Origin of the sequence: Streptomyces sp. NPDC005485, assembly GCF_040606085.1 — a bacterium.
GTDB lineage: Bacteria > Actinomycetota > Actinomycetes > Streptomycetales > Streptomycetaceae > Streptomyces.
On sequence record NZ_JBEXDZ010000011.1, the window covers coordinates 76,661 to 98,378 of the forward strand.

Consider the following 21,718-nt stretch of genomic DNA (forward strand, 5'->3'; position numbering starts at 1 on the left):
TTACGGTCTCCGTCGGGCCACGCTACAGGCTCGACGCAAGGCGCCGGTCCGGGTTGGAATCGAGAAGGACCGGCCATCAAACCCGTTTCGGGTACCGTCGTGCAAATTCTGTGTACCGGCCGTACGCCACCTGTAACGCTTCCGCGACGCTTCTTTCTCAGACGGTCACGGAACGGGCACCGAGCTTGACGTGTCAGTGGCCTGGGGCAGACTTGGGCCGGAATAAGCCAATGGATCACGGACAATCGGTCGCGGACAATCGCGCACGGACGATTGGCCGTTGATCAGGAGATCACGGAACGCGGGAGCAACCAGCCGCTGCCGCCGCGCCGATGGGGGACGCAGAAGATGAGCCAGGACGGCGCACAGGGCCGGTACGCGGGGCGTGCGGTCGCCGGCGGGCGCTACCAGCTGCGGGATCTGCTCGGCGAGGGCGGTATGGCCTCGGTGCATCTCGCGTACGACTCGGTGCTCGACCGGCAGGTCGCGATCAAGACGCTGCACACCGAGCTCGGGCGCGAGCAGGCCTTCCGCGAGCGGTTCCGCCGCGAGGCCCAGTCCGTGGCGAAGCTCACGCACACGAACATCGTCTCGGTCTTCGACACCGGCGAGGACGATCTCGACGGCATGACGACGCCGTACATCGTCATGGAGTACATCGAGGGCCAGCCGCTCGGCTCGGTCCTCGACGCGGATGTGCAGCAGTTCGGCGCCATGCCCGCCGACAAGGCGCTGAAGATCACCGCGGATGTGCTGGCCGCGCTGGAGATCAGCCACGAGATGGGCCTGGTCCACCGGGACATCAAGCCGGGCAACGTGATGATGACGAAGCGCAGCGTCGTCAAGGTGATGGACTTCGGCATCGCCCGCGCCATGCAGTCCGGGGTCACGTCGATGACGCAGACAGGCATGGTCGTCGGCACCCCGCAGTACCTCTCCCCGGAGCAGGCGCTCGGCCGGGGCGTGGACGCCCGCTCCGACCTCTACTCGGTCGGCATCATGCTGTTCCAACTGGTCACCGGGCGGCTGCCGTTCGAGGCGGACTCGCCGCTGGCCATCGCGTACGCGCATGTGCAGGAGGAGCCGGTGGCTCCTTCCTCGATCAACCGGTCGCTGCCGCCGGCCGTGGACGCGCTGGTCGCCCGCGCGCTGAAGAAGAACCCGAACGAGCGCTTCCCGAACGCCGAGGCGATGCGCGACGAGTGCCTGCGCGTGGCCCAGTCCTTCCAGCCCGCCGCGCCGAACATCGTGCCGGGCGCCCAGACGTCGAGCGGCGCGGGCGTCGGCTCCGCCGTGTTCCCGCCCGTCGACCAGGCGGCGCAGGGCCCGACGGGCGCGGTGCAGACGCCGTACCAGCCGGGCCCGTACGGCTACCAGACCCCGCCGCCCGCCACCCCGGCGCCGGCCCCGTCGTACGGTTACCCGCAGCAGGGCGGCTACCAGACGCCGGCGCAGACCGCCGCGTACGCCCCCCAGCAGGCCGCCTCGACGCCGCCTCCGTACAACCTCACGCCGCAGCCCACGACGCCGCTCTCCACCGGCTCGGGCGGGCAGGGCGGCTCCGGCGGCAAGAACAACAAGCCGGTCATCATCGGCTCCATCCTCGTCGCCCTGGTCGCCATCGGCGGCCTGATCACCGCCCTCACGCTCAACGGCGGCAGTGACGACGACAAGGGCGGCACCAACGCGAGCTCCAGCGCGTCGGCCTCGTCGCCGGCATCGGGGCACCGGGGCCCGGATCTGACGAAGACGATCGAGAAGGAGAAGTGCACCGATCCCCAGGAGTCGTACAACGACCCGGACAAGATCGAGGTGCCCGACTTCACCTACAAGAACATCAAGTCGGTCAAGTCCTGCTTCCAGGCCGCCGGTTGGGAAATGAAGGAAACGCCCGTCGACGAGAACGTCTACGGCGAGGGCACGATCACGGACCAGTTCCCCTCCGCGGGGACGGACGTCGACCCCAAGGACATGCCCGAGATCGAGCTCAACGTCTCGACGGGCGACCCCTCCTGATCGCTCCCGTACCTCTTTCTGCCTGAAGCGCCGAACGGCGAAGGGGGCCGGCCGCTGGTTGCGGCCGGCCCCCTTCTGCTGTGTGCGTGGGTTACAGCGCGAAGCCGTAGTTCATGATCTTCGTCGCGTCCGACTCGCGGGCCGGGATGGACGTGGAGGCGAGGACGGTGCCGATGACCGTCTTGCCGTTGCGGGTCGCGGCGAAGACGAGGCAGTACTTGGCCTCGGGGCCGGAGCCCGTCTTCACACCGATGGCGCCGCTGTAGCTGCTGAGCAGACCGTTGGTGTTCTTCCACGTGTCCATCGTGCGGATGCTGCCGGTCTTCGTGACCGTCTTGGCCTGGTAGGTCTTGGTCTTCACGACCGTGCGGAACGTGGAGTTCTTCATCGCGCTGCTGGCGATCTTCGTCAGGTCGCGCGGCGTCGAGTAGTTGGAGCCGTTGCCGATGCCGTCGAACGAGTCGAAGTGCGTGTGCGTCAGGCCGAGGCTGGTCGCAGCGCTGTTCATCTTGCCGATGAACGACTTCACGCGGGCGGCACGCGTGGTGCCCGAGCCGTACTTGTCGGCGAGCGCGTACGCGGCGTCGCAGCCGGACGGCAGCATCAGCCCGTAGAGGAGCTGGCGGACGGTGACCTTGTCGCCGACGATCAGGTGGGCCTGCGACGCGTTGTTCGCGACGACGTAGTCGCTGTAGGCCTTCTGGATCGTGACCTTGGAGTCGAGGTTCAGGTTCGTCTGGGCCAGTACCACCTTGGCCGTCATGATCTTGGTGGTGGAGCCCGTGGAACGCTTGGTGTCCGCGGCCTTGGTGTAGAGCGTCTTGCCCGTGCCGTTGTTCATCGCGAAGCCGCCGACGGCCGCGATGGTGGGCTTGGTGACGGCGTTCGCGGGCGCCGCGCCGAGGGTTCCGGCCGCGACCACCGCGCCGGTGGTGATGACGGTGGCGGCAGCCCTGCGCGCACGCATGCCCATAATGCCAGTTTTCAAGTCGAGTACCCCGAATGCGTCAAATGACCCAAGAGTGCGGCCACATGGGAGTGCCGCACCACATCTGACACGTAAGTAGCACGGAAGGTTGTGTAGTTGGTGGGCGGGGTCCGAATGATGGACGCGGATCACGATGCGTACGTGTTGTATCTATGCTGTGCGCATGCCTGCCGTCACTCCTGTGTCCTCTGCTCCCGCCGAGGCCGTCGGACCTGCCCCCGAGAAGCCCGCCGCCCCTGCCGTCCCCGCCGCTGCGGCCGTGAAGCAGCCCCCCGCCGCCGAGCGCGTCTACGCGCACGTCAAGCAGGGGGTCCTGGAGCGCCGCTACGAGGGCGGGACACTGCTCACCGAAGGGGAGCTGGCCGAGGCGGTCGGCGTCTCGCGCACCCCGGTGCGCGAGGCGCTGCTGAAGCTGGAGGTCGAGGGGCTGATCAAGCTCTACCCGAAGAAGGGCGCGCTCGTCCTGCCCGTCTCCGCGCAGGAGATCGCGGACGTCGTCGAGACCAGGCAGCTCGTCGAGGAGCACGCGGCCCGCAAGGTCGTACCCGCCGGCCCGCAGCTGATCGCCCGGCTGGAGGAGCTGCTCGCGCGGCAGAAGGAGCAGGCCGCGGCCGGGGACCTGGCGGGCGCCGCCGTCACCGACCGCTGCTTCCACGCCGAGATCGTCCGCAGCGGCGGCAACGAGATCCTCTCGCGGCTCTACGACCAGCTCCGCGACCGGCAGCTGAGGATGGGCGTCGCCGTCATGCACGCCCACCCCGACCGGATCACCAAGACGCTCACCGAGCACGAGGAGATCCTCGACGCGCTGCGCTCCGGTGACGCGGAGGCCGTCGTCGGCATCCTCCACCGGCACGTCAGCTGGTTCTCCAACCTGGCGCGGGGCGAGGTCCGATGAGCGTCCCGAAGAGCTCCGCCGGGGCCCTCTCCCTGCCCGGCGATCCACCCGGCGGCCGCCGGGCCGTCGCCGTCTGGAGCATCGGCGTCTCCGTCTACTTCGTCGCCGTCATCTTCCGTACGTCCCTGGGCGTGGCCGGCCTGGACGCGGTGGACCGCTTCCACGTGGGCGCCTCCGCGCTCTCCACCTTCTCCATCCTCCAGCTCCTTGTGTACGCGGGCATGCAGATACCCGTCGGCCTGCTGGTCGACCGGCTCGGCACCAAGAAGGTGCTGACCATCGGCGTCGTCCTGTTCACGGCCGGGCAGCTGGGCTTCGCCTTCTCCCCCTCGTACGGCACGGCGCTGGCCTCGCGCGCGCTGCTCGGCTGCGGCGACGCGATGACCTTCATCAGCGTGCTGCGGCTCGGCACCCGGTGGTTCCCCGCCCGGCGCGGGCCGATGGTCGCGCAGTTCGCCGGTCTCGCGGGCATGGCGGGCAACCTCGTCTCGACGCTCGTCATCGCCCGGCTGCTGCACGGAGTGGGCTGGACGGCGGCCTTCGCGGGCAGCGCGGCCGCCGGCGTGGTGGTCCTCGTACTCCTGCTGCTGTTCCTGAAGGACCATCCCGAGGGCCACGAGCCCGAGCCGTTCCCGCACCAGGGGGCCGCCTACGTCCGCCGGCAGATCCTCGCGTCCTGGCGGGAGCCCGGCACCCGGCTGGGCCTGTGGGTGCACTTCACGACGCAGTTCCCGGCGATGGTGTTCCTGCTGCTGTGGGGGATGCCGTTCCTCGTCGAGGCGCAGGGGCTGTCGCGGGCTGCCGCCGGTGAACTCCTGACGCTGGTCGTCCTCTCCAACATGCTCGTCGGGCTGGTGTACGGGCAGGTCGTCGCCCGGCATCACGCGGCGCGCCTGCCGCTGGCGCTCGGCACGGTGGCGGCGACCGCGATCGTGTGGGCCGGGGTGCTGGTGTATCCCGGGGAGCACGCGCCGATGTGGGTGCTGGTCGTGCTGTGCACGGTGCTCGGGGCGTGCGGGCCGGCCTCCATGATCGGGTTCGACTTCGCGAGGCCCGCCAATCCGCCGGAGCGGCAGGGGACGGCGTCCGGGATCACCAACATGGGGGGCTTCGTCGCCTCCATGACCACGCTGCTGGCGATCGGGGTGCTGCTGGACGCCACCGGGGACAACTACCGGGTCGCGTTCGCCGCCGTGTTCGTTCTTCAGGCGGTGGGGCTGAGCCAGATCTTCCGGCTGCGCGGGCAGGCCGCTCGACGTGAGCGGGAGCGGTTGGTCGCCAGCCGGGTGGAGACGGTGCACGTCCCCGTGTAGGGGCGGCGCCCCTTCACCCCCTGCACAGCGCCGCCGCGCTCTTCCCCGGCCGCCGGACGGGCTCGGACCCGCTAGCGGGTCACCGCGAAGTTTCTCAGGATCGCGGCCGTCAGTTCCGGGTCGCCCTCTGCCTTGATGCGGTCCGCCACGGCGTCGGCGCGCACGCGGCCGCAGGCGAGGCGGACGTAGGTCTCCCAGTCGAGGGCGAGGGTGGCGGCCGGTCCGAGGGAGGGCGCGCCGTCGACCGTGCCGTTGCCCTCGGCGTCGATGCGGACCGTGCGCAGGAACTCGACGGGACCGTGGACGTCGAAGACGACCGCCGAACTCGCGGGCGCACCGGCGTCCTTGGCGACGACACCGGGCAGCGCGGCCAGCAGCTCGTCACGGGTGACGTACGCGCCCGGCGAGTCGAGGTTGCCCGGGCGGCCCAGCGCCGCGCGCAGGTCCTGCTCGTGCACCCACACGTCGAACGCCCGCTCCCGCATGGCCTCTTCGAGGGTCCACTCGCTGCCGAGCGGGCCGCGCACCTTGGTCTCCGGCTGCCGCGACTCGTTCCGCAGCTGGCGGTTGCGGCGGATGACCGTGTACTCCAGCTCCGACGTCATCTCCGGCGCCGTGTGGTGACGGCGGACGTCGACCTGCATCTCCATGTACCGCTGGTGCTCGTTGGTCACGTGGTAGAGGTCGCGCGGGAGTGTGTGGATGGGGCGGGGGTCGCCGAGCATCTCGCAGTCGAGACCGATGACATGGGACACGATGTCGCGCACCGACCAGCCGGGGCAGGGCGTCCGCCGATTCCACTCGCCCTCGACCAGCGGTGTCACCAGCTCGGTTATCGCTTCGATCGAGTGGGTCCAGGCGTCGGCGTAGGACTGAAGGCTGGGATGCAGACTCACGGAACGGGACCCCTCGGGCGGTTGGTACGCGGGCAGTGCACGGGCAGCGGGTGTCTTGAAACGCTAAGTTACGCTGCTGTGAGGCACCCCGGCAGTGCTTTCGTGTGACGATCGTAGGCCTGTATGGACGGCTCGAATGCCAGGACGGTGGTAGTGTGCGCGCCTCTCTCATCCAGATCGCCGTAGACGAGGGTGAATCGGTCGATTCACGCAGGCAGCGCGTGGCATCTCTCGTACAGGAGCACGTACGGGAACAGGGCGGAGTGGATCTTGTCGTCCTGCCCGAACTGTGGACGACCGGAGCGTTCGCCTACGAGGCGTTCGCCGCCGAGGCCGAGCCGCTGGAAGGGCCCACCTACGAGGCGATGGCGAAGGCGGCGAGCGACGCGGGCGTCTGGCTGCACGCGGGCTCGATCCCGGAGAGGGACCCCGAAGGCCCCCTCTACAACACCTCGCTCCTCTTCTCGCCCTCCGGTGAACTCGCCGCCGCGTACCGCAAGATCCACCGCTTCGGCTTCGACAAGGGCGAGGCCGTGCTGATGGGCGCGGGCACGGAACTGGTGACCGTCCGGCTGCCCGAGACGACCCTCGGCCTCGCCACCTGCTACGACCTGCGCTTCCCCGAGCTCTTCCGCGGGCTCGTCGACGCGGGCGCCGAGACCCTCGTCCTGTCGGCCGGCTGGCCCGAGCGGCGCCGCGCCCACTGGACGCTGCTGGCGCAGGCGCGGGCCGTGGAGAACCAGGCGTTCGTGCTCGCCTGCGGAACGGCCGGTACGCACGCGGGAGTTCCCCAGGCCGGGCACTCGATCGTGGTCGACCCTTGGGGCGAGGTCCTCGCCGAGGCGGGCCCGGACGAGGAGATCCTCACGGTCGACTTCGACCCCGGCAAGGTCGCGACGACCCGGGAGCAGTTCCCCGCGTTGAAGGACCGCCTGCTGGGGCTGGACCCACCGCGCCGGCCCTAGCGGCCCTGGCAAAACACCCCCTAGTCCTCCCCGCGTTCCTTCTCCGCCAGGTGGATCACGCATACCGCCACCGCGATCATCAGCGCCGGGTCCGCGTCGTCGCGTACGACGTCGACGCCGTACGTCTCCCGGACGTGCAGCCAGCGCCGGGAGATCTGGGCGAGGAGTTCGCCGTCGTAGTCGACGGCGAACTCGCGGTCGAGGATCTTGCCGCTGACGTCGAGTTCGGTGCCGTCGACCAGGCAGACGCGGTAGTGGTTGCGGAGCAGGGACAGGCGTTTGCGTTTGATGGTGGCCAGCGGGCCGCCGTCCCGCTCGATGATCATCGTGTCGCGCAGCGCGAGCATCTTCCGGTGGATGTCGATGAGGACGCGCCCGTGCGTGTCCTTCAGCTCGAAGGTGTCCCGCAGTCGCATCGCCTTGCCGTCGACGAGGTAGACCTTGGCGCCGTGGTCGTCCTCGATCCAGTAGTCCTCGCCGAAGCCGAGGAGCCGGTCGCGTACCAGGAATCTCATACGGCGAGCCCTTCCCCGGCGGCCGGTCCGAAACGCCGCCGATAGGCCGACGGGCTGAGTCCCGTCTCGCGCCGCAGCCGCGCCCGCAGGTTCGCGGCGCTGCCCAGACCGCTGCGCTGTGCCACCACGCCGAGCCGCTCCTCGCCCCGCTCGATCAGCCGGCAGGCCATCGCCACCCGCTCGCCCGTCAGCCAGGCCAGCGGGGTCGTGCCGAGCTGGGCGCGGAAACGGCGGTGCAGGGTGGCGGGGGAGACGGCCGCGCGGGTGGCGAGGTCCGCGACGGTCAGCGGCTCCCCTATCCGCCCCTGGGCCCACGCCAGCAGCGGGGCGAGGGACTCGTCCGGTACGTCGGGGAGGGGCCGCTCGACGAACTGGCGCTGCCCGCCGTCGCGATGGGCCGCGAACACGAGTCTGCGCGAGACCGCGTTGGCGATCTCGGCGCCGTGGTCCCGCCGTACGACGTGCAGACCGAGGTCGAGCGCCGAGGCGCTGCCGGACGCGGTGAGGATGTCGCCGTCGTCGACGAAGAGGACGTCGGGCTCCAGGCGGACCCGGGGGAAGCGGGAGCGGAAGGCGGAGGCCCACATCCAGTGACAGGCCGCCCGGCGCTCGTCCAGCAGTCCCGCCTCGGCGATCGTGAACGCGCCGGAGCAGAACCCGATGAGCCGCGCGCCCCGCTCATGCGCCCGGCGCACGGTGGCCAGCAGCTCGGGGGAGCGGGGCGTCTGCGTGTCGGGCCGGTTGGGCACGATCAGCGTGTCCGCCTCCTTGGCCGCGTCGAGGCCCGCGACGCCGGTGAGCGTGAAGAAGCCGTCCCGCATACGGGTGTGCGGGTCCGCCGCGCAGAGCCTGAAGTCGTAGAGCTCCCGGCCGAGTTCGGGGCGGCGCAGGCCGAAGACCTCGATGGCGCAGCTCATCTCGAAGGGGTTGGAGTTCTCGTCGACGACGAGAACGACCCGGTGCGGTCGGTCCGGCTGAGAGGATCCTTGCGGCATATGCGATTTCTAGCACTCGTGCGGACGCCGGACCACCGCCGAGGATGACGTCATGAGCAGCGAACCCCTCTCCCTGGCCAAGGCCCTCGCCTCCTTCGACGACCTGTGGAGCCCCCGCATCGTCACCACCGTCAACGACTACGACGTACGCGTCGCCAAGGTCGAGGGCGAGCACGTCTGGCACGTGCACGACCACACCGACGAGTTCTTCCTGGTGGTGGAGGGGGAGCTGCACATCGCGCTGCGCGAGCCCACGGGCGAGCGAACCGTCGTACTCCCCCGGGGCTCCGTCTTCACCGTCCCGCGCGGCACCGAGCACAAGCCGGCCGCCCCGGCCGGCGCCGCCCTCCTCCTCTTCGAGCCGACCGGCACCCTCACCGTCGGCGACCGCCACGACGAGGTCCCCGATCACGTGGACGCCACCACGGGCCACACGCTCGCTCCTTAGTGGGCGCGCGGGTGTGCGGAATCACATCCCGTAGCCGTCGTTGTAGCCGTCGCGGTGGTGGTGCCGTTCCTCCTCGATCACCGGCGTGGTGGGCGGTACGACCACCCGCCTGCGCCGGGCGATGCTGCTGAACGTCGTCACACCGATCAGCCCGACGATCATGAAGATGACGCCGACCAGGGGCAGGTTGACCCCCTGCATGTCCCAGTCGGTCGCGAAAGTGAGGATCGCCCCTACGGCGATCAGAATGATGCACCCGCCCAGACCCATGGATGCCGCCTCCCTGTAACGGATTCGGAGTCGCTCCGGGAGAAGCCCGGGTACCCGGCACCGTCGCAGCCATGCGGCGGCTAGCCCTCCAGAAACGCGACCAGCGCGTTGGCCAGCAGGAACGGGTCGTCGGCGGCGCAGAGTTCACGGGCGCTGTGCATCGAGAGGATGGCCACGCCGATGTCGACGGTCTTGATGCCGTGCCGGGCCGCGGTGATGGGGCCGATGGTGGTGCCGCAGGGCATGGAGTTGTTGGAGACGAACGACTGGAAGGGCACGTCGGCCTTCTCGCAGGCGGCGGCGAAGACCGCGCGGCCCGAACCGTCCGTGGCGTAGCGGTTGTTGACGTTGACCTTGAGGATCGGGCCGCCGCCGGCACGCGGGTGGTGCGTCGGGTCGTGCCGCTCCGCGTAGTTGGGGTGCACCGCGTGGCCGGTGTCGGAGGAGAGGCAGACGGTGCCGGCGAAGGCGCGCGCCCGGTCCTCCAGCGAGCCGCCGCGTGCGAACACCGAGCGCTCCAGCACGTTGCCGAGGAGCGGCCCGTCGGCGCCCGTGTCGCTCTGCGAGCCGTTCTCCTCGTGGTCGAAGGCGACCAGGACGGGGATGTACGGCAGCTCGCCCACGGCCGACACGGCGGCGAGGGCGGCCGTACAGGCGTGCACGGACAGCAGGTTGTCCATGCGCGGGCCCGCCACCAGCTCCTTGTCGCGGCCCAGGTAGGCGGGCGGCTCGATGGAGTGGGTCATCAGGTCCCAGCCGGTGACCTCGCCGGCGGCCAGTGCGCACTCCCCCTCCAGGAAGGAGATCAGGTCGCCCTCGCGGGGATCGCCGAGACCCCAGATGGGCTGCAGGTGGCGCTGTTTGTCGAGCTTGAGGCCCTCGCTGCTGACGGACCGGTCGAGGTGGACGGCGAGTTGGGGCACGCGCAGCAGGGGGCGGTCGATGTTCACCAGCCGCGTCGAGCCGTCCCGCAGTGTCAGGCGCCCCGCCAGGCCCAGGTCGCGGTCGAGCCAGGAGTTGAGCAGCGGGCCGCCGTAGATCTCGACCGCGATCTGCCGCCAGCCGTGCGCACCGCTGTCGGGCTGCGGCTTGACGCGCAGGTTGGGGGAGTCGGTGTGGCCGCCGACGATCCGGAACGGAGTGTGCGGTTCGGCGCTCTCGGGCACGTACCAGGCGACGACGGCACCCCCGCGCAGCACGTACTTCCCGCCCTTGGTCCCGTCCCACGCGTCCGTCTCGGCCACCTGGCGGAATCCGGCCTTCTCCAGCCGCTCGGCGACGTTCGCCACCGCGTGGTACGGCGAAGGGCTCGCCGCCAGGAAGGACATGAGGTCGTCGGTGTGGCCGCGGTCGAAGCGGGAGGGTGTGCGCATGGGGTTCACCTTAACGACGCCCGAGGGCCCGCTCCCCGGGATGGGGAACGGGCCCTCGTAAGGAGGATGTGAAGGGCGGCCACCTGACAGGACGGACGCGGACGGACGGGGTCGCGTCCGGCGTCCGGCCCGGTCGGCGGGGCCCGGCGGAGGTCCTAGAACGCGGCCTCGTCGAGCTCCATCAGGTCCAGCTCCACGCCCTCGGCGAGCTTGCGCGCGCCGGTGACGCCGGGCAGGACGTTGGCGGCGAAGAACTTCGCGGCCGCGATCTTGCCGGTGTAGAACGGGCGGTCCTTGGCCGAGGCCGTCTCCAGCTTCTCCGCGGCGACAGCGGCACCGCGCAGCAGCAGGTAGCCGACGACGACGTCGCCGGAGGCGAGCAGCAGGCGGGTGGTGTTGAGGCCCACCTTGTAGATGTTCTTGACGTCCTGCTCGGTCGCCGCGAGGTCGGTGAGCATGAGGCCGACGATGGCCTCCAGCTCGACGGCCGCCTTGGCGAGCTGCTCGCGGGCGCCGGACAGCTCCTCGCCGCCGGTGCCGAGCGCCAGGAACTTCTTGATGTCCTCGGCGAGCGAGTTCAGCGCGGCGCCCTGGTTGCGGACGATCTTCCGGAAGAAGAAGTCCTGGCCCTGGATCGCGGTCGTGCCCTCGTAGAGGGTGTCGATCTTGGCGTCGCGGATGTACTGCTCGATCGGGTACTCCTGGAGGAACCCGGAGCCGCCGAAGGTCTGCAGCGACTGCGCGAGCTGCTCGTAGCCCTTCTCGGAGCCGTAGCCCTTCACGATCGGCAGGAGCAGGTCGTTGAGCGCGTGCAGCGCGCTTACGTCCTCGCCGGCCGCCGTCTTCACGGCGATCTCGTCCTGGACCGACGCGGTGTGCAGCACCAGGGCGCGCATGCCCTCCGCGTACGCCTTCTGCGTCATCAGCGAGCGGCGCACGTCCGGGTGGTGGGTGATGGTGACCTTGGGCGCGGCCTTGTCCATGAACTGCGCGAGGTCGGGGCCCTGGACGCGCTCCTTGGCGTACTCAAGGGCGTTCAGGTAGCCCGTCGACAGGGTCGAGATCGCCTTCGTGCCGACCATCATGCGGGCGAACTCGATGATGCGGAACATCTGGCGGATGCCGTCGTGCTTGTCGCCGATCAGCCAGCCCTTGGCGGGGTGACGGTCGCCGAAGGTCATCTCGCACGTGTTGGACGCCTTGAGGCCCATCTTGTGCTCGACGTTCGTCGCGTACACGCCGTTGCGCTCGCCCAGCTCGCCGGTCTCGAAGTCGAACTCGTACTTCGGGACGAGGAAGAGGGACAGGCCCTTGGTGCCGGGGCCGTGGCCCTCGGGGCGGGCGAGGACGTAGTGGAGGATGTTCTCCTCCATGTCGTGCTCACCGGAGGTGATGAAGCGCTTCACGCCCTCGATGTGCCAGGAGCCGTCGTCCTGCTGGACGGCCTTGGTGCGACCGGCGCCGACGTCCGAACCGGCGTCCGGCTCGGTGAGCACCATGGTCGAGCCCCAGGTCTTCTCCACCGCGATCTGGGCGATCTTCTTCTGGACGTCGTTGCCCTCGTCGTAGAGGATCCCGGCGAACGCGGGGCCGGAGGAGTACATCCAGACCGCCGGGTTCGCACCGAGGATCAGCTCCGCGTACGACCAGATCAGGGACGGGGGTGCCGTCGTGCCGCCGATGCCCTCGGGCAGGCCCAGGCGCCAGTACTCCGAGTCCATGAAGGCCTTGTAGCTCTTCTTGAAGGACGCCGGGACGGGCGCGGTGTTCGTCTCGGGGTCGAAGACCGGCGGGTTGCGGTCGGCGTCCGTGAAGGACTCGGCCAGCTCGTTCTCCGAGAGGCGGGTCAGTTCCTCGAGGATGCTCTTGGCGGTCTCGACGTCCATCTCCGCGAACGGGCCGGTGCCGTACAGCTTGTCGCGCCCGAGCACCTCGAAGAGGTTGAACTCGATGTCGCGGAGATTCGACTTGTAATGCCCCATGGCGACGGCTCCGTAAGGGATCGGGGAGGTGGTGATGCCTCGTACCTGGTGCGATAGCTGGTGCGTATCTGGTTTACGTACCAACTAGTAGCTACGATGATGCTACCCGTCGGTAATAAGATGCAACCCCAAACCGCCCAAGTGTGAGCAGGCTCTACCCTGCCGCGTACCGCCGGAGCCCGCCTCGACTTCCGTACGTGTGCTCCGCGGCCCCCGCGCTCTGCCTGCTGCGTGCGCCCCGTGCGCCGGGTGGCGGGACGGCGTGCCCCGCCGTCGGCGCGCTCGGTACGCTGTCGCCCATGTACGGCTACGAGCAGAACGCGGGTGCGCAGCAGCAGCAGTACGCCCCGCCGCAGCAGCAGATGCCCGGCGCGTACGGCCAGCAGCCGCCGCTCTACCCCGAGCCGTCCCCGCCGTCCCTCGCGGACGCGGTCCGCGCCTTCACCACGGGGTCCATGTCCGCCGAGGACTTCCAGCAGATCTTCGCGGGCTCGAAGGTCTACTGCCCGCGCGGCGACAACCCCGGTTTCCTGGCCCTGCACAACACCCAGCAGCCGGTCATCCCCATGTTCACGTCGCTCAAGGAGCTCCGCCGCTACGCCGGCAAGGAGTCCAAGTACTTCGTCATCACCGGCGCCGAGGTGATCGACCTGCTCCCGACGGGCTACGGCTTCGTCCTCGACATGGAGGGCGAGCACCGCATGGTCTTCGACGCGAAGGCGGTCGAACAGATGGTCGACTTCGCGATGCGGCGGATGTACGGCTGACGTCCTGTCGCTGGCTCTTCACCTGAGACGCCCGGAGGGAATGCCCTCCGGGCGTCCGCCGTTATGGGTGGCAGAAAGTTCAACAATCAACTAAACTCGAAGCACAAGGAGGTCCCGACATGCCTGCAGTGACCGTCGAGAACCCGCTGACCCTGCCCCGTGTGGCCGCGTCGGTGGACGCCGTGGCCCGTCCCGTGCTTGCCGTGACGACCGCTCCCAGCGGCTTCGAGGGTGAGGGCTTCCCGGTGCGCCGCGCGTTCGCCGGGATCAACTACAAACACCTCGACCCGTTCATCATGATGGATCAGATGGGCGAGGTGGAGTACGCGCCGGGAGAGCCGAAGGGCACCCCCTGGCACCCGCACCGCGGCTTCGAGACCGTCACCTACATCATCGACGGCATCTTCGACCACCAGGACAGCCAGGGCGGTGGCGGCACCATCACCAACGGCGACACCCAGTGGATGACCGCGGGCGCCGGCCTCCTGCACATCGAGGCCCCGCCGGAGGCGCTCGTCATGTCCGGCGGCCTCTTCCACGGCCTGCAGCTGTGGGTGAACCTCCCGGCCAGGGACAAGATGATGGCCCCGCGCTACCAGGACATCCGCGGCGGCCAGGTCCAGCTCCTGAGCACCCCCGACGGCGGCGCCCTGCTCCGCGTCATCGCCGGTGAGCTCGACGGCCACGAGGGCCCCGGCATCACGCACACGCCGATCACGATGGTCCACGCGACGGTACGGCCGGGCGCCGAGGTCACGCTGCCGTGGCGCGAGGACTTCAACGGCCTGGTCTACGTCCTCGCCGGGCGCGGCAGCGTCGGCACGGACCGCCGCCCGGTCCACAAGGGTCAGACGGCCGTCTTCGGCGCCGGCTCCTCCCTCACAGTCCGCGCGGACGAGCAGCAGGACGCCAACGAGCCCGACCTCGAGGTCGTCCTCCTCGGCGGCCGCCCGATCCGCGAACCGATGGCCCACTACGGCCCGTTCGTCATGAACACCCAGGCCGAACTCCAGACAGCCTTCGAGGACTTCCAGAAGGGCCGCCTGGGCACGATCCCGGCGGTGCACGGGATGTCGGAGGGCGGGCTGTAGGCCACTTCCGCCCCGAGTGCAGAAAGAGCCCCCGTCCGCGACCTGGACGGGGGCTCTCTGCGGGGTGGGGGCGGTCATGCGGACCGGCACGGGCTACTGCCTTCCGGCCTCTCTCGGCTGACACCGGATGCGGGCCGGCTCCAGGTTCTCCTGTAGGCGATCGAACTCGGGGGAATCGTGGAGCAGTTGAAGGGCAGCGACCCGGTGGCCGTCGGTCCGTACCGGATCACGGGGCGAGGCAGGCCGCCACGGAACCCGTTCGCCATGATCGGGTCGCTCAGGCCGCGGCGCGTTCGGTGAGTGGGCGGCGGCGCAACGCGGTGTCGGTCAGTGATCGCGGGGGGAAGTAGGTCCAGGGGTTGTACCGGTTGACCCCGGGCGGCACGATTTCGTCGATTCGGTCGAGGGTCGCATCGTCCAGGGTGAGCGCGGCGCCTTTGAGCAGGTCCTCCAACTGCGGCATGGTCCGCGGTCCGATGATCGCCGAGGTGACGGCGGGGTGGGCCACGGTGAAGGCCACGGCGAGCTGCGGGAGGGTGCAGCCGATGCTTGCCGCGAGCTCGATGAGCTGTTCGACGGCGTCGAGCTTGGCGGCGTTTTCGGCGATCGCGGGGTCGAAGAATGCCGGTCGAAGAGCGGCACGGCCGGCTGCCAGGTCGATGGGCTGGTCCTTGCGGTGCTTGCCGGTGAGGAATCCGAAGGCGAGGGGGCTCCAGACCAGTACCCCCATTCCGTAGCGCTCGCAGACGGGCAGGAGCGAGGCCTCGATTCCGCGGGCCAGAATCGAGTAGGGCGGCTGGGCCGAGCGGAAGCGGCCGAGGCCGCGCCGCTCGGAGACATGGTGTGCCTCGGCGATCTCCTCGGCCGGGAAGTTCGAGCAGCCGAAGGCGCGTACCTTTCCCTCGCGCACGAGGTCGCTGAGCACCGAGAGCGTCTCCTCGATGTCCGTGGAGTGGTCGGGGAAGTGGACCTGGTAGAGGTCGATCCAGTCCGTGTTCAGGCGCCGGAGGCTGTCCTCGACCGCCTTGAGGATCCAACGCCGTGAGTTGCCACCGCGATTACGGCCCTCGCCCATCCGGAAGTGGACCTTGGTGGCGAGTACGACGTCGTCACGGCGCCCCCGCAGCGCCTTGCCCACGATCTCCTCGGACTCACCCTGTCCGTACATGTCGGCGGTGTCGACGAAGTTGATCCCCTGGTCGAGGGCGGCGTGGATGATGCGGACGCAATCGTCGTGGTCGGAGTTGCTCCCGTCCTGGAACATCATGGTCCCGAGGCAGTGGGCACTGACCTCGATACCGGTTCGGCCGAGGGTGCGATAGCGCATGGTGATGGTCCCTTGCTCATTCAACCGATGATGCGGAGCGACAGAGGCGTCGGTCGCACGAGGCACGCTAGGAACTAGACCTTGATCTAGGTCAACCCCCGTTAGCCTGGCGGGCATGGCTGAGATCACGGCAAGTCTGAGCATCGGACAGGTCGCCGAGCGCACCGGCTTGAGCGTGCACGCGTTGCGCTTCTACGAGCGCGAGGGCCTCTTCGTCAATCCCGTGCAGCGCAGAGCCGGCGGGAGCCGCCTCTACAGCGAGGACGACGTGGACTGGCTGACCATCTGCATCATTCTCCGCGCCTCGGGCATGCCTCTGCCCGTGCTGCGGCGATACACCGATCTCGTCAGAGCGGGCGCCGGCAACGAGGAAGAACGGCTCACGCTCATGCGCGAGCACCAGGAGCAGGTCACCAGCCAGATCGCCAGGCTCACCCAGTCCCTGGACCTGATCAGGTTCAAGGTCGGGGTGTACGAGGACCTTGTGGACCAAGGCAGCGGCGCCGCCCACGAATGTCACGCCCCACCCCCGTCGGCTGACGCGGTGAGCGAGGACGTCCAGAGGGTCTCTCTGAGCTGACACCGGATGTGACGCCCCGTCACCCGGGCGGCTCGTCCCGGCAGGACAGCCGGACCGGGCCGTGTTCGGGTGAAAGCGTGCAACTCCTCCCCGAACCCGTCCGGCGGCTGGCCGCCTGGTGTGTCGTCGTTCTGCTCGTTGCCGCGGTCGGGTGGGTGGGGGTCGTGCTGTGCGGTGAGTTCCGTATGGCGGTGACGCCGGTGCTGCTCGCGTTGCTCGGGACGGCGTTGCTCGGGCCGTTGCACCGGTGGCTCGTCAGGGTGAAGGTCAACCGGTCGGTCGCGGCGGGGCTCACCTGTGTGGCCGTGGTGGCGGTGGTGGGCGGGGCCGTGTACATCGTGGTCGCCGCGCTGATCGACACCGGGGATCAGATCGTGTCGTCGCTCAAGGACGCGGCGCAGTCGCTGGTCGAGCACTTCGGGGCGGCGGGGACCTCGCTCGACGACCTCGCGTCCAACGCCAAGGAGTTGCTGACCAAGTTCGGCGGGACCGCCGCGTCCAACGTCATCAGCGGGGTCAGTGTCGTCGGCGAGACCATCGCCATGGCCGTGCTCGCGCTGCTGCTCGTCTTCTTCTTCCTGCGGGACTCCCAGCACGCGGTCGGCGCCCTGCGGTCGCTCGCGCCGCGCGGCACCGCCGACACCGTCGAGGCCATGGGCCGCCGCGCCTTCGAGGCCGTCGAGGGCTTCATGCGGGGGACCACGATCATCGCGCTCATCGACGCCCTCTGCATCAGCGTCGGGCTGCTGGTCCTCGACGTGCCGGGTGCCGTCGGGCTCGGCGCGCTCGTCTTCGTCGGGGCGTACATCCCCTACCTCGGCGCCTTCCTCTCCGGGGCCGTGGCCGTGCTGGTCGCGCTCGCGGACCGGGGGTTCGTGATCGCGCTGTGGGTGCTCGGCGTCGTACTCGCGGTACAGGTGCTTGAGGGGCACGTGCTCCAGCCGATGATCCAGAGCCGGACCGTGCAGATGCATCCCGCGGTGGTGATGCTCGCGATCACCGCGGGCGCGTCCGTGGCCGGGGTCCTCGGGATGCTGCTCGCGGTGCCGCTGACGGCGGCCGCCTTCGGGGTCGCGCACGAACTGCGTACGCGCTACTCCCCCGCCCCCTCGGGAGCCTCGGCGCCGCCGGACTCGTAGAGCTCGAACCAGATGCTCTTGCCCTCGCCCCGCGGGTCCACGCCCCACGCGTCCGCGAGGAGTTCGGTCAGGACCAGGCCGCGTCCGGAGGAGGCGAGTTCGCCGGGGTGGCGGCGGTGCGGGAGGTCGTCGCTGGCGTCGGTGACCTCGACGCGCATCCGCCGGTCGCCCGGGGTGCCCACGAGGCCGGGTTCGCCGGTCACCTCGGCGACGAGCAGCGCGTCGGCGTCGGTGTGCACGAGAACGTTGGTGAGCATCTCGGAGACGAGCAGGACGGCGGAGTCGACCTGGTCCTCGGACGCCCAGTCGTGCAGCAGTTCCCGCAGTTGCTGCCGGGCCCCGGCGATCCGCTCCGGCTCTGCCTGCGCGATGGTCAGCATCGTGCGGCGTACGGAGGGAGCCGTGATCACCTCGCTGTCGCAGCCGCACCCCTCGCCCAGCCGGCACAGCAGCAGCAGCGCTATGTCGTCCTCGCGCCGGTCGGCCAGCGGTCCGGTGGTGTGGTGCGAGGAGGGCCCGTGCACGGCCTGCACGAGGGCGTGGGCGAGGGCCTCCATGTCGCCGTCGTGGGACTCCAGGGTGCGGCGGATGCGCCGCCAGCCGGTGTCGAGGTCGTGGCCGCCGGTCTCGATCAGCCCGTCGGTGCAGATCAGCATGGTCTCGCCGGGCTCCAGGACGAGCCGGGTCGTCGGGTAGTCGGCGTCCGGGTCGATGCCGAGTGGCAGCCCGCCCGCGGTCGGCCGCATCAGCACCGTCCCGTCCGCCATCCGTATCGCGGGGTCGGGATGCCCGGCGCGGGCGATGTCGAGCGTGCCGGTCGCCGGGTCGACCTCGACGTACAGGCAGGTCGCGAAGCGCACATCGCCCGCCTCGGGGCCGCTCTCGCCGTACGTCACCGAGTCCGTGACCCCGTACAGGAAGCGGGAGGCGCGCGAGAGGACGGCGTCGGGGCGGTGGCCCTCGGAGGCGTAGGCGCGCAGCGCGATCCGCAGCTGGCCCATCAGCCCGGCGGCCCGTACGTCGTGCCCCTGGACGTCGCCGATGACCAGCGCGAAACGGCCGCCTCCGGACTTCGCGGGGGAGGTGCCGCCGGGCAGCGGGATCATGTCGTACCAGTCGCCGCCGACCTGGAGCCCGCCGCCCGTGGGGACGTAGCGGGCGGCGACGGCCATGCCGGGGATCTCCGGGCCCAGCGTCGGCATCATCGAGCGCTGCAGCCCGTCGGTCAGCTCCCGCTCCGACTCGGCGGCGCCGGCGCGCGAGAGGGCCTGCGCGAGCATCCGCGCCACGGTGGTCAGCACCGAGCGCTCGTCGGGCGTGAAGGTGACGGGATACGTGAAGGCCGCCATCCACGCGCCCATCGTGCGCCCGGCGACGGTCAGCGGCAGAAAAGCCCAGGACTCCCGCCCGAAGTGCTGGGCCAGCGGCCAGGACGCCGGATAGCGCGCCTTGTAGTCCTCGGGGGTGGAGAGGTAGACGGCCCGGCCCGTGCGGACGACCTCGGCGGCCGGGTAGTCCGTGTCCAGGGCCATGTGGGAGAAGGGGCCCTCGGCCCCCGGCTGGTGCCCGTGGTGGCCGATGACCGTCAGCCGGTCGCCCTCGGCGCCGAAGACCGCCAGCCCGTCCGGTGAGAACCCCGGCATCGACAGGCCCGCCGCGACCCGCAGCACCTCCTCCGTGGACCGCGCCTCGGCCAGCGCGCGCCCCGCGTCCAGCAGGAACGCCTCGCGCGAGCGGCGCCAGTCCCCGGTGACCGGGCTGCGCGCGGCGGCGCCCGGCGGGGGTTCGGTGACCTCCTGGATGGTGCCGATCAGCTCGTACGCCTTCACCTCGTGGCTGAAGGAGGGCTTGGAGCGGCTGCGCACCGTGCGGACGACCCGGCCGTGCTCGTCCATGATCCGGACCCGGACCTCGGCGAGGGTCTCCTCCATCACGGCGAGCTGCACGACGGAGACGATCTCGTTCCAGTCGACCGGGTGCAGCCGGGCGCGCACCGCCGCCACCGTGAGCGTCGCCGTTTCCGCGGGCAGCCCTAGGAGCCGAGCGGCCTCGGCATCGACCGTGACCTGCCCCGCGGCGTTGTCCCAACGCCACAGACCGGTTGCGAGGGCGGCCAGGACGTCCCCCACGGCGGGCAGGGGCTCACCAGTGCGCATTGACCCACTGTAGGGAGAGGTGATCGAGAGCTGCCACCGAAGGGAGCGCCGAGGTAATGGGGAGAGGCGCTGTGGGGCGGCCGGTACCCTGGGGTGTGTTTCACGTGAAACACTCCCCGATCCGCGAAGGCTGGATGAACGACGATGCATCGGTACAGGTCCCACACCTGCGGCGAGCTCCGCGCCTCTGACGTCGAAAGCGACGTCCGGCTGAGCGGCTGGCTGCACAATCGCCGAGACCTGGGCGGCATCCTCTTCATCGATCTGCGCGATCACTACGGCATCACGCAGCTGGTGGCCCGCCCCGGCACGCCCGCGTACGAGGCCCTCGACAAGATCTCCAAGGAGTCGACGGTCCGCATCGACGGCAAGGTCGTCTCGCGTGGCGCCGAGAACGTCAACGCGGACCTCCCCACCGGCGAGATCGAGGTCGAGGTGAGCGAGGTCGAGCTGCTCGGCGCGGCCGCCCCGCTCCCCTTCACGATCAACACGGAGGACGGTGTCAACGAGGAGCGGCGTCTGGAGTACCGCTTCCTCGACCTGCGCCGCGAGCGCATGCACCGCAACATCCTGCTGCGTACGGCCGTGATCTCCGCGATCCGCCACAAGATGACGGCGCTGGGCTTCAACGAGATGGCGACCCCGATCCTCAGCGCCACCTCCCCCGAGGGCGCGCGCGACTTCGTGGTGCCCTCCCGTCTGAACCCGGGCAGGTTCTACGCGCTGCCGCAGGCGCCGCAGCAGTTCAAGCAGCTGCTGATGATCTCCGGCTTCGACCGGTACTTCCAGATCGCGCCCTGCTTCCGTGACGAGGACGCCCGCGCGGACCGTTCGCCGGGCGAGTTCTACCAGCTCGACGTCGAGATGAGCTTCGTCGAGCAGGAGGACGTCTTCCAGCCCATCGAGAAGCTCATGACGGAGCTCTTCGAGGAGTTCGGCAAGGGCCGTCACGTGACGTCGCCGTTCCCGCGGATCCCGTTCCGTGAGTCGATGCTGAAGTACGGCTCCGACAAGCCGGACCTGCGCGCCAAGCTGGAGCTCGTCGACATCACCGACGTCTTCGAGGGCTCGGAGTTCAAGGCCTTCGCCGGCAAGCACGTGCGCGCGCTGCCGGTCCCGGACGTCGCCGGACAGTCCCGCAAGTTCTTCGACGGCCTCGGTGACTACGCGGTCGAGCAGGGCGCGAAGGGCCTGGCCTGGGTGCGTGTGGCCGAGGACGGCTCGCTGACCGGCCCGATCGCGAAGTTCCTCACGGAGGAGAACGTCGCGGAGCTGACGAAGCGGCTGTCCCTCTCCGCCGGGCACGCCGTCTTCTTCGGTGCGGGCGAGTTCGACGAGGTCTCGAAGATCATGGGCGCGGTGCGGGTCGAGGCCGCCAAGCGTGCCGGTCACTTCGAGGAGGGCGTCTTCCGGTTCTGCTGGATCGTCGACTTCCCGATGTACGAGAAGGACGAGGAGACCGGGAAGATCGACTTCTCGCACAACCCGTTCTCGATGCCGCAGGGCGGCCTGGAGGCCCTGGAGACCCAGGACCCGCTGGACATCCTCGGCTGGCAGTACGACATCGTCTGCAACGGCGTGGAGCTGTCCTCCGGCGCGATCCGGAACCACGAGCCCGACATCATGCTCAAGGCCTTCGAGATCGCCGGCTACGACCGTGACACCGTCGAGGAGCAGTTCGCGGGCATGCTCCGCGCGTTCCGCCTCGGCGCCCCGCCGCACGGCGGGATCGCCCCCGGCGTCGACCGCATCGTCATGCTGCTCGCGGACGAGCCGAACATCCGCGAGACGATCGCGTTCCCGCTCAACGGCAACGCGCAGGACCTGATGATGGGCGCGCCCACCGAGCTGGACGAGACCCGTCTGCGTGAGCTGCACCTGTCGGTGCGCAAGCCGCAGCCGAAGTAGTCCCCGTACGCGCGAGTGGCCCGGAACCGACGTCGGTTCCGGGCCCCGTCCGCGTGTAGACGCCAACCACAGTGCACACCCACCCGGTTGA

General features: G+C 69.9%; 19 protein-coding genes. 10 read left to right on the plus strand and 9 right to left on the minus strand.

The window, feature by feature from the left end; all coding sequences use genetic code 11:
* The first annotated feature begins 348 nt into the window (after positions 1 to 348).
* Positions 349 to 2,016: a protein kinase gene (locus ABZS97_RS06590; protein ID WP_356134331.1), complete on the plus strand. Its 1,668-nt coding sequence runs from the start codon at positions 349 to 351 to the stop codon at positions 2,014 to 2,016.
* A gap of 91 nt (positions 2,017 to 2,107) precedes the next feature.
* On the opposite strand, the gene ABZS97_RS06595 is transcribed toward ABZS97_RS06590, so the two are convergent.
* A complete protein-coding gene (locus ABZS97_RS06595) occupies positions 2,108 to 3,004 on the minus strand; it encodes a D-alanyl-D-alanine carboxypeptidase (RefSeq protein WP_356134281.1) in 897 nt (298 codons plus the stop codon).
* A gap of 163 nt (positions 3,005 to 3,167) precedes the next feature.
* Between ABZS97_RS06595 and ABZS97_RS06600 the strand changes: the two genes are divergently transcribed.
* Positions 3,168 to 3,902, plus strand: coding sequence for a GntR family transcriptional regulator (locus ABZS97_RS06600; protein ID WP_356134283.1), 735 nt, complete (start codon positions 3,168 to 3,170; stop codon positions 3,900 to 3,902).
* Positions 3,899 to 5,215, plus strand: a complete 1,317-nt coding sequence (locus ABZS97_RS06605; protein WP_356134285.1) for an MFS transporter — start codon at positions 3,899 to 3,901, stop codon at positions 5,213 to 5,215. Before ABZS97_RS06600 ends, ABZS97_RS06605 begins: the two co-directional genes overlap by 4 nt.
* Before the next feature lie 71 nt (positions 5,216 to 5,286).
* Here the strand turns inward: ABZS97_RS06605 and ABZS97_RS06610 are convergent, their stop codons facing one another.
* Positions 5,287 to 6,111, minus strand: coding sequence for a maleylpyruvate isomerase family mycothiol-dependent enzyme (locus ABZS97_RS06610; protein WP_356134287.1), 825 nt, complete (start codon positions 6,109 to 6,111; stop codon positions 5,287 to 5,289).
* Positions 6,112 to 6,266: 155 nt separating this feature from the next.
* Between ABZS97_RS06610 and ABZS97_RS06615 the strand changes: the two genes are divergently transcribed.
* Positions 6,267 to 7,076, plus strand: coding sequence for a carbon-nitrogen family hydrolase (locus ABZS97_RS06615; RefSeq protein ID WP_356134289.1), 810 nt, complete (start codon positions 6,267 to 6,269; stop codon positions 7,074 to 7,076).
* 20 nt (positions 7,077 to 7,096) lie between these two features.
* Here ABZS97_RS06615 and ABZS97_RS06620 read toward each other — a convergent pair whose 3' ends face one another.
* Both ABZS97_RS06620 and ABZS97_RS06625 read right to left on the minus strand, forming a co-directional pair.
* Positions 7,097 to 7,591 carry an LURP-one-related family protein gene (locus ABZS97_RS06620; RefSeq protein WP_356134292.1) on the minus strand — a complete coding sequence of 165 codons (495 nt, stop codon included), beginning with the start codon at positions 7,589 to 7,591 and terminating at the stop codon, positions 7,097 to 7,099.
* Complete coding sequence (locus ABZS97_RS06625; protein ID WP_356134294.1) at positions 7,588 to 8,586, minus strand: helix-turn-helix domain-containing protein; 999 nt, start codon at positions 8,584 to 8,586, stop codon at positions 7,588 to 7,590. Before ABZS97_RS06625 ends, ABZS97_RS06620 begins: the two co-directional genes overlap by 4 nt.
* Positions 8,587 to 8,638: 52 nt before the next feature.
* Here ABZS97_RS06625 and ABZS97_RS06630 point away from each other — a divergent pair, with 52 nt between their 5' ends.
* Positions 8,639 to 9,034 carry a cupin domain-containing protein gene (locus ABZS97_RS06630; protein WP_356134296.1) on the plus strand — a complete coding sequence of 132 codons (396 nt, stop codon included), beginning with the start codon at positions 8,639 to 8,641 and terminating at the stop codon, positions 9,032 to 9,034.
* 21 nt (positions 9,035 to 9,055) lie between these two features.
* Here the strand turns inward: ABZS97_RS06630 and ABZS97_RS06635 are convergent, their stop codons facing one another.
* The 3 genes from ABZS97_RS06635 to ABZS97_RS06645 all read right to left on the minus strand — a co-directional run bounded on the left by ABZS97_RS06635 (position 9,056) and on the right by ABZS97_RS06645 (position 12,659).
* The gene (locus ABZS97_RS06635) at positions 9,056 to 9,304 is read right to left on the minus strand and encodes a DUF6458 family protein (protein ID WP_356134298.1); all 249 of its coding nucleotides are present in this window, start codon (positions 9,302 to 9,304) and stop codon (positions 9,056 to 9,058) included.
* Positions 9,305 to 9,384: 80 nt separating this feature from the next.
* Complete coding sequence (locus ABZS97_RS06640) at positions 9,385 to 10,677, minus strand: M18 family aminopeptidase (RefSeq protein ID WP_356134300.1); 1,293 nt, start codon at positions 10,675 to 10,677, stop codon at positions 9,385 to 9,387.
* Between the two features lie 155 nt (positions 10,678 to 10,832).
* Complete coding sequence (locus ABZS97_RS06645) at positions 10,833 to 12,659, minus strand: acyl-CoA dehydrogenase (RefSeq protein WP_356134302.1); 1,827 nt, start codon at positions 12,657 to 12,659, stop codon at positions 10,833 to 10,835.
* Positions 12,660 to 12,958: 299 nt separating this feature from the next.
* Here ABZS97_RS06645 and ABZS97_RS06650 point away from each other — a divergent pair, with 299 nt between their 5' ends.
* Entirely contained in the window at positions 12,959 to 13,426 is a 468-nt protein-coding gene (locus ABZS97_RS06650) for an SseB family protein (RefSeq protein ID WP_356134304.1), read from the plus strand.
* 119 nt (positions 13,427 to 13,545) lie between these two features.
* Complete coding sequence (locus ABZS97_RS06655; RefSeq protein ID WP_356134306.1) at positions 13,546 to 14,517, plus strand: pirin family protein; 972 nt, start codon at positions 13,546 to 13,548, stop codon at positions 14,515 to 14,517.
* A gap of 277 nt (positions 14,518 to 14,794) precedes the next feature.
* On the opposite strand, the gene ABZS97_RS06660 is transcribed toward ABZS97_RS06655, so the two are convergent.
* Positions 14,795 to 15,844, minus strand: coding sequence for an aldo/keto reductase (locus ABZS97_RS06660; protein ID WP_356134308.1), 1,050 nt, complete (start codon positions 15,842 to 15,844; stop codon positions 14,795 to 14,797).
* A gap of 115 nt (positions 15,845 to 15,959) precedes the next feature.
* Here ABZS97_RS06660 and ABZS97_RS06665 point away from each other — a divergent pair, with 115 nt between their 5' ends.
* Positions 15,960 to 16,424: a MerR family transcriptional regulator gene (locus ABZS97_RS06665; RefSeq protein WP_356134310.1), complete on the plus strand. Its 465-nt coding sequence runs from the start codon at positions 15,960 to 15,962 to the stop codon at positions 16,422 to 16,424.
* Positions 16,425 to 16,501: 77 nt separating this feature from the next.
* Positions 16,502 to 17,563 (plus strand): AI-2E family transporter, encoded by a 1,062-nt coding sequence (locus tag ABZS97_RS06670; RefSeq protein WP_356134312.1) that lies wholly within the window; start codon positions 16,502 to 16,504, stop codon positions 17,561 to 17,563.
* Here the strand turns inward: ABZS97_RS06670 and ABZS97_RS06675 are convergent.
* Positions 17,518 to 19,719, minus strand: a complete 2,202-nt coding sequence (locus ABZS97_RS06675) for a SpoIIE family protein phosphatase (protein ID WP_356134314.1) — start codon at positions 19,717 to 19,719, stop codon at positions 17,518 to 17,520. The genes ABZS97_RS06670 and ABZS97_RS06675 overlap by 46 nt on opposite strands.
* 144 nt (positions 19,720 to 19,863) lie before the next feature.
* On the opposite strand from ABZS97_RS06675, the gene aspS reads away from it, so the two are divergent.
* Positions 19,864 to 21,627, plus strand: a complete 1,764-nt coding sequence (aspS, locus tag ABZS97_RS06680) for an aspartate--tRNA ligase (protein ID WP_356134316.1) — start codon at positions 19,864 to 19,866, stop codon at positions 21,625 to 21,627.
* Positions 21,628 to 21,718 lie beyond the last annotated feature (91 nt).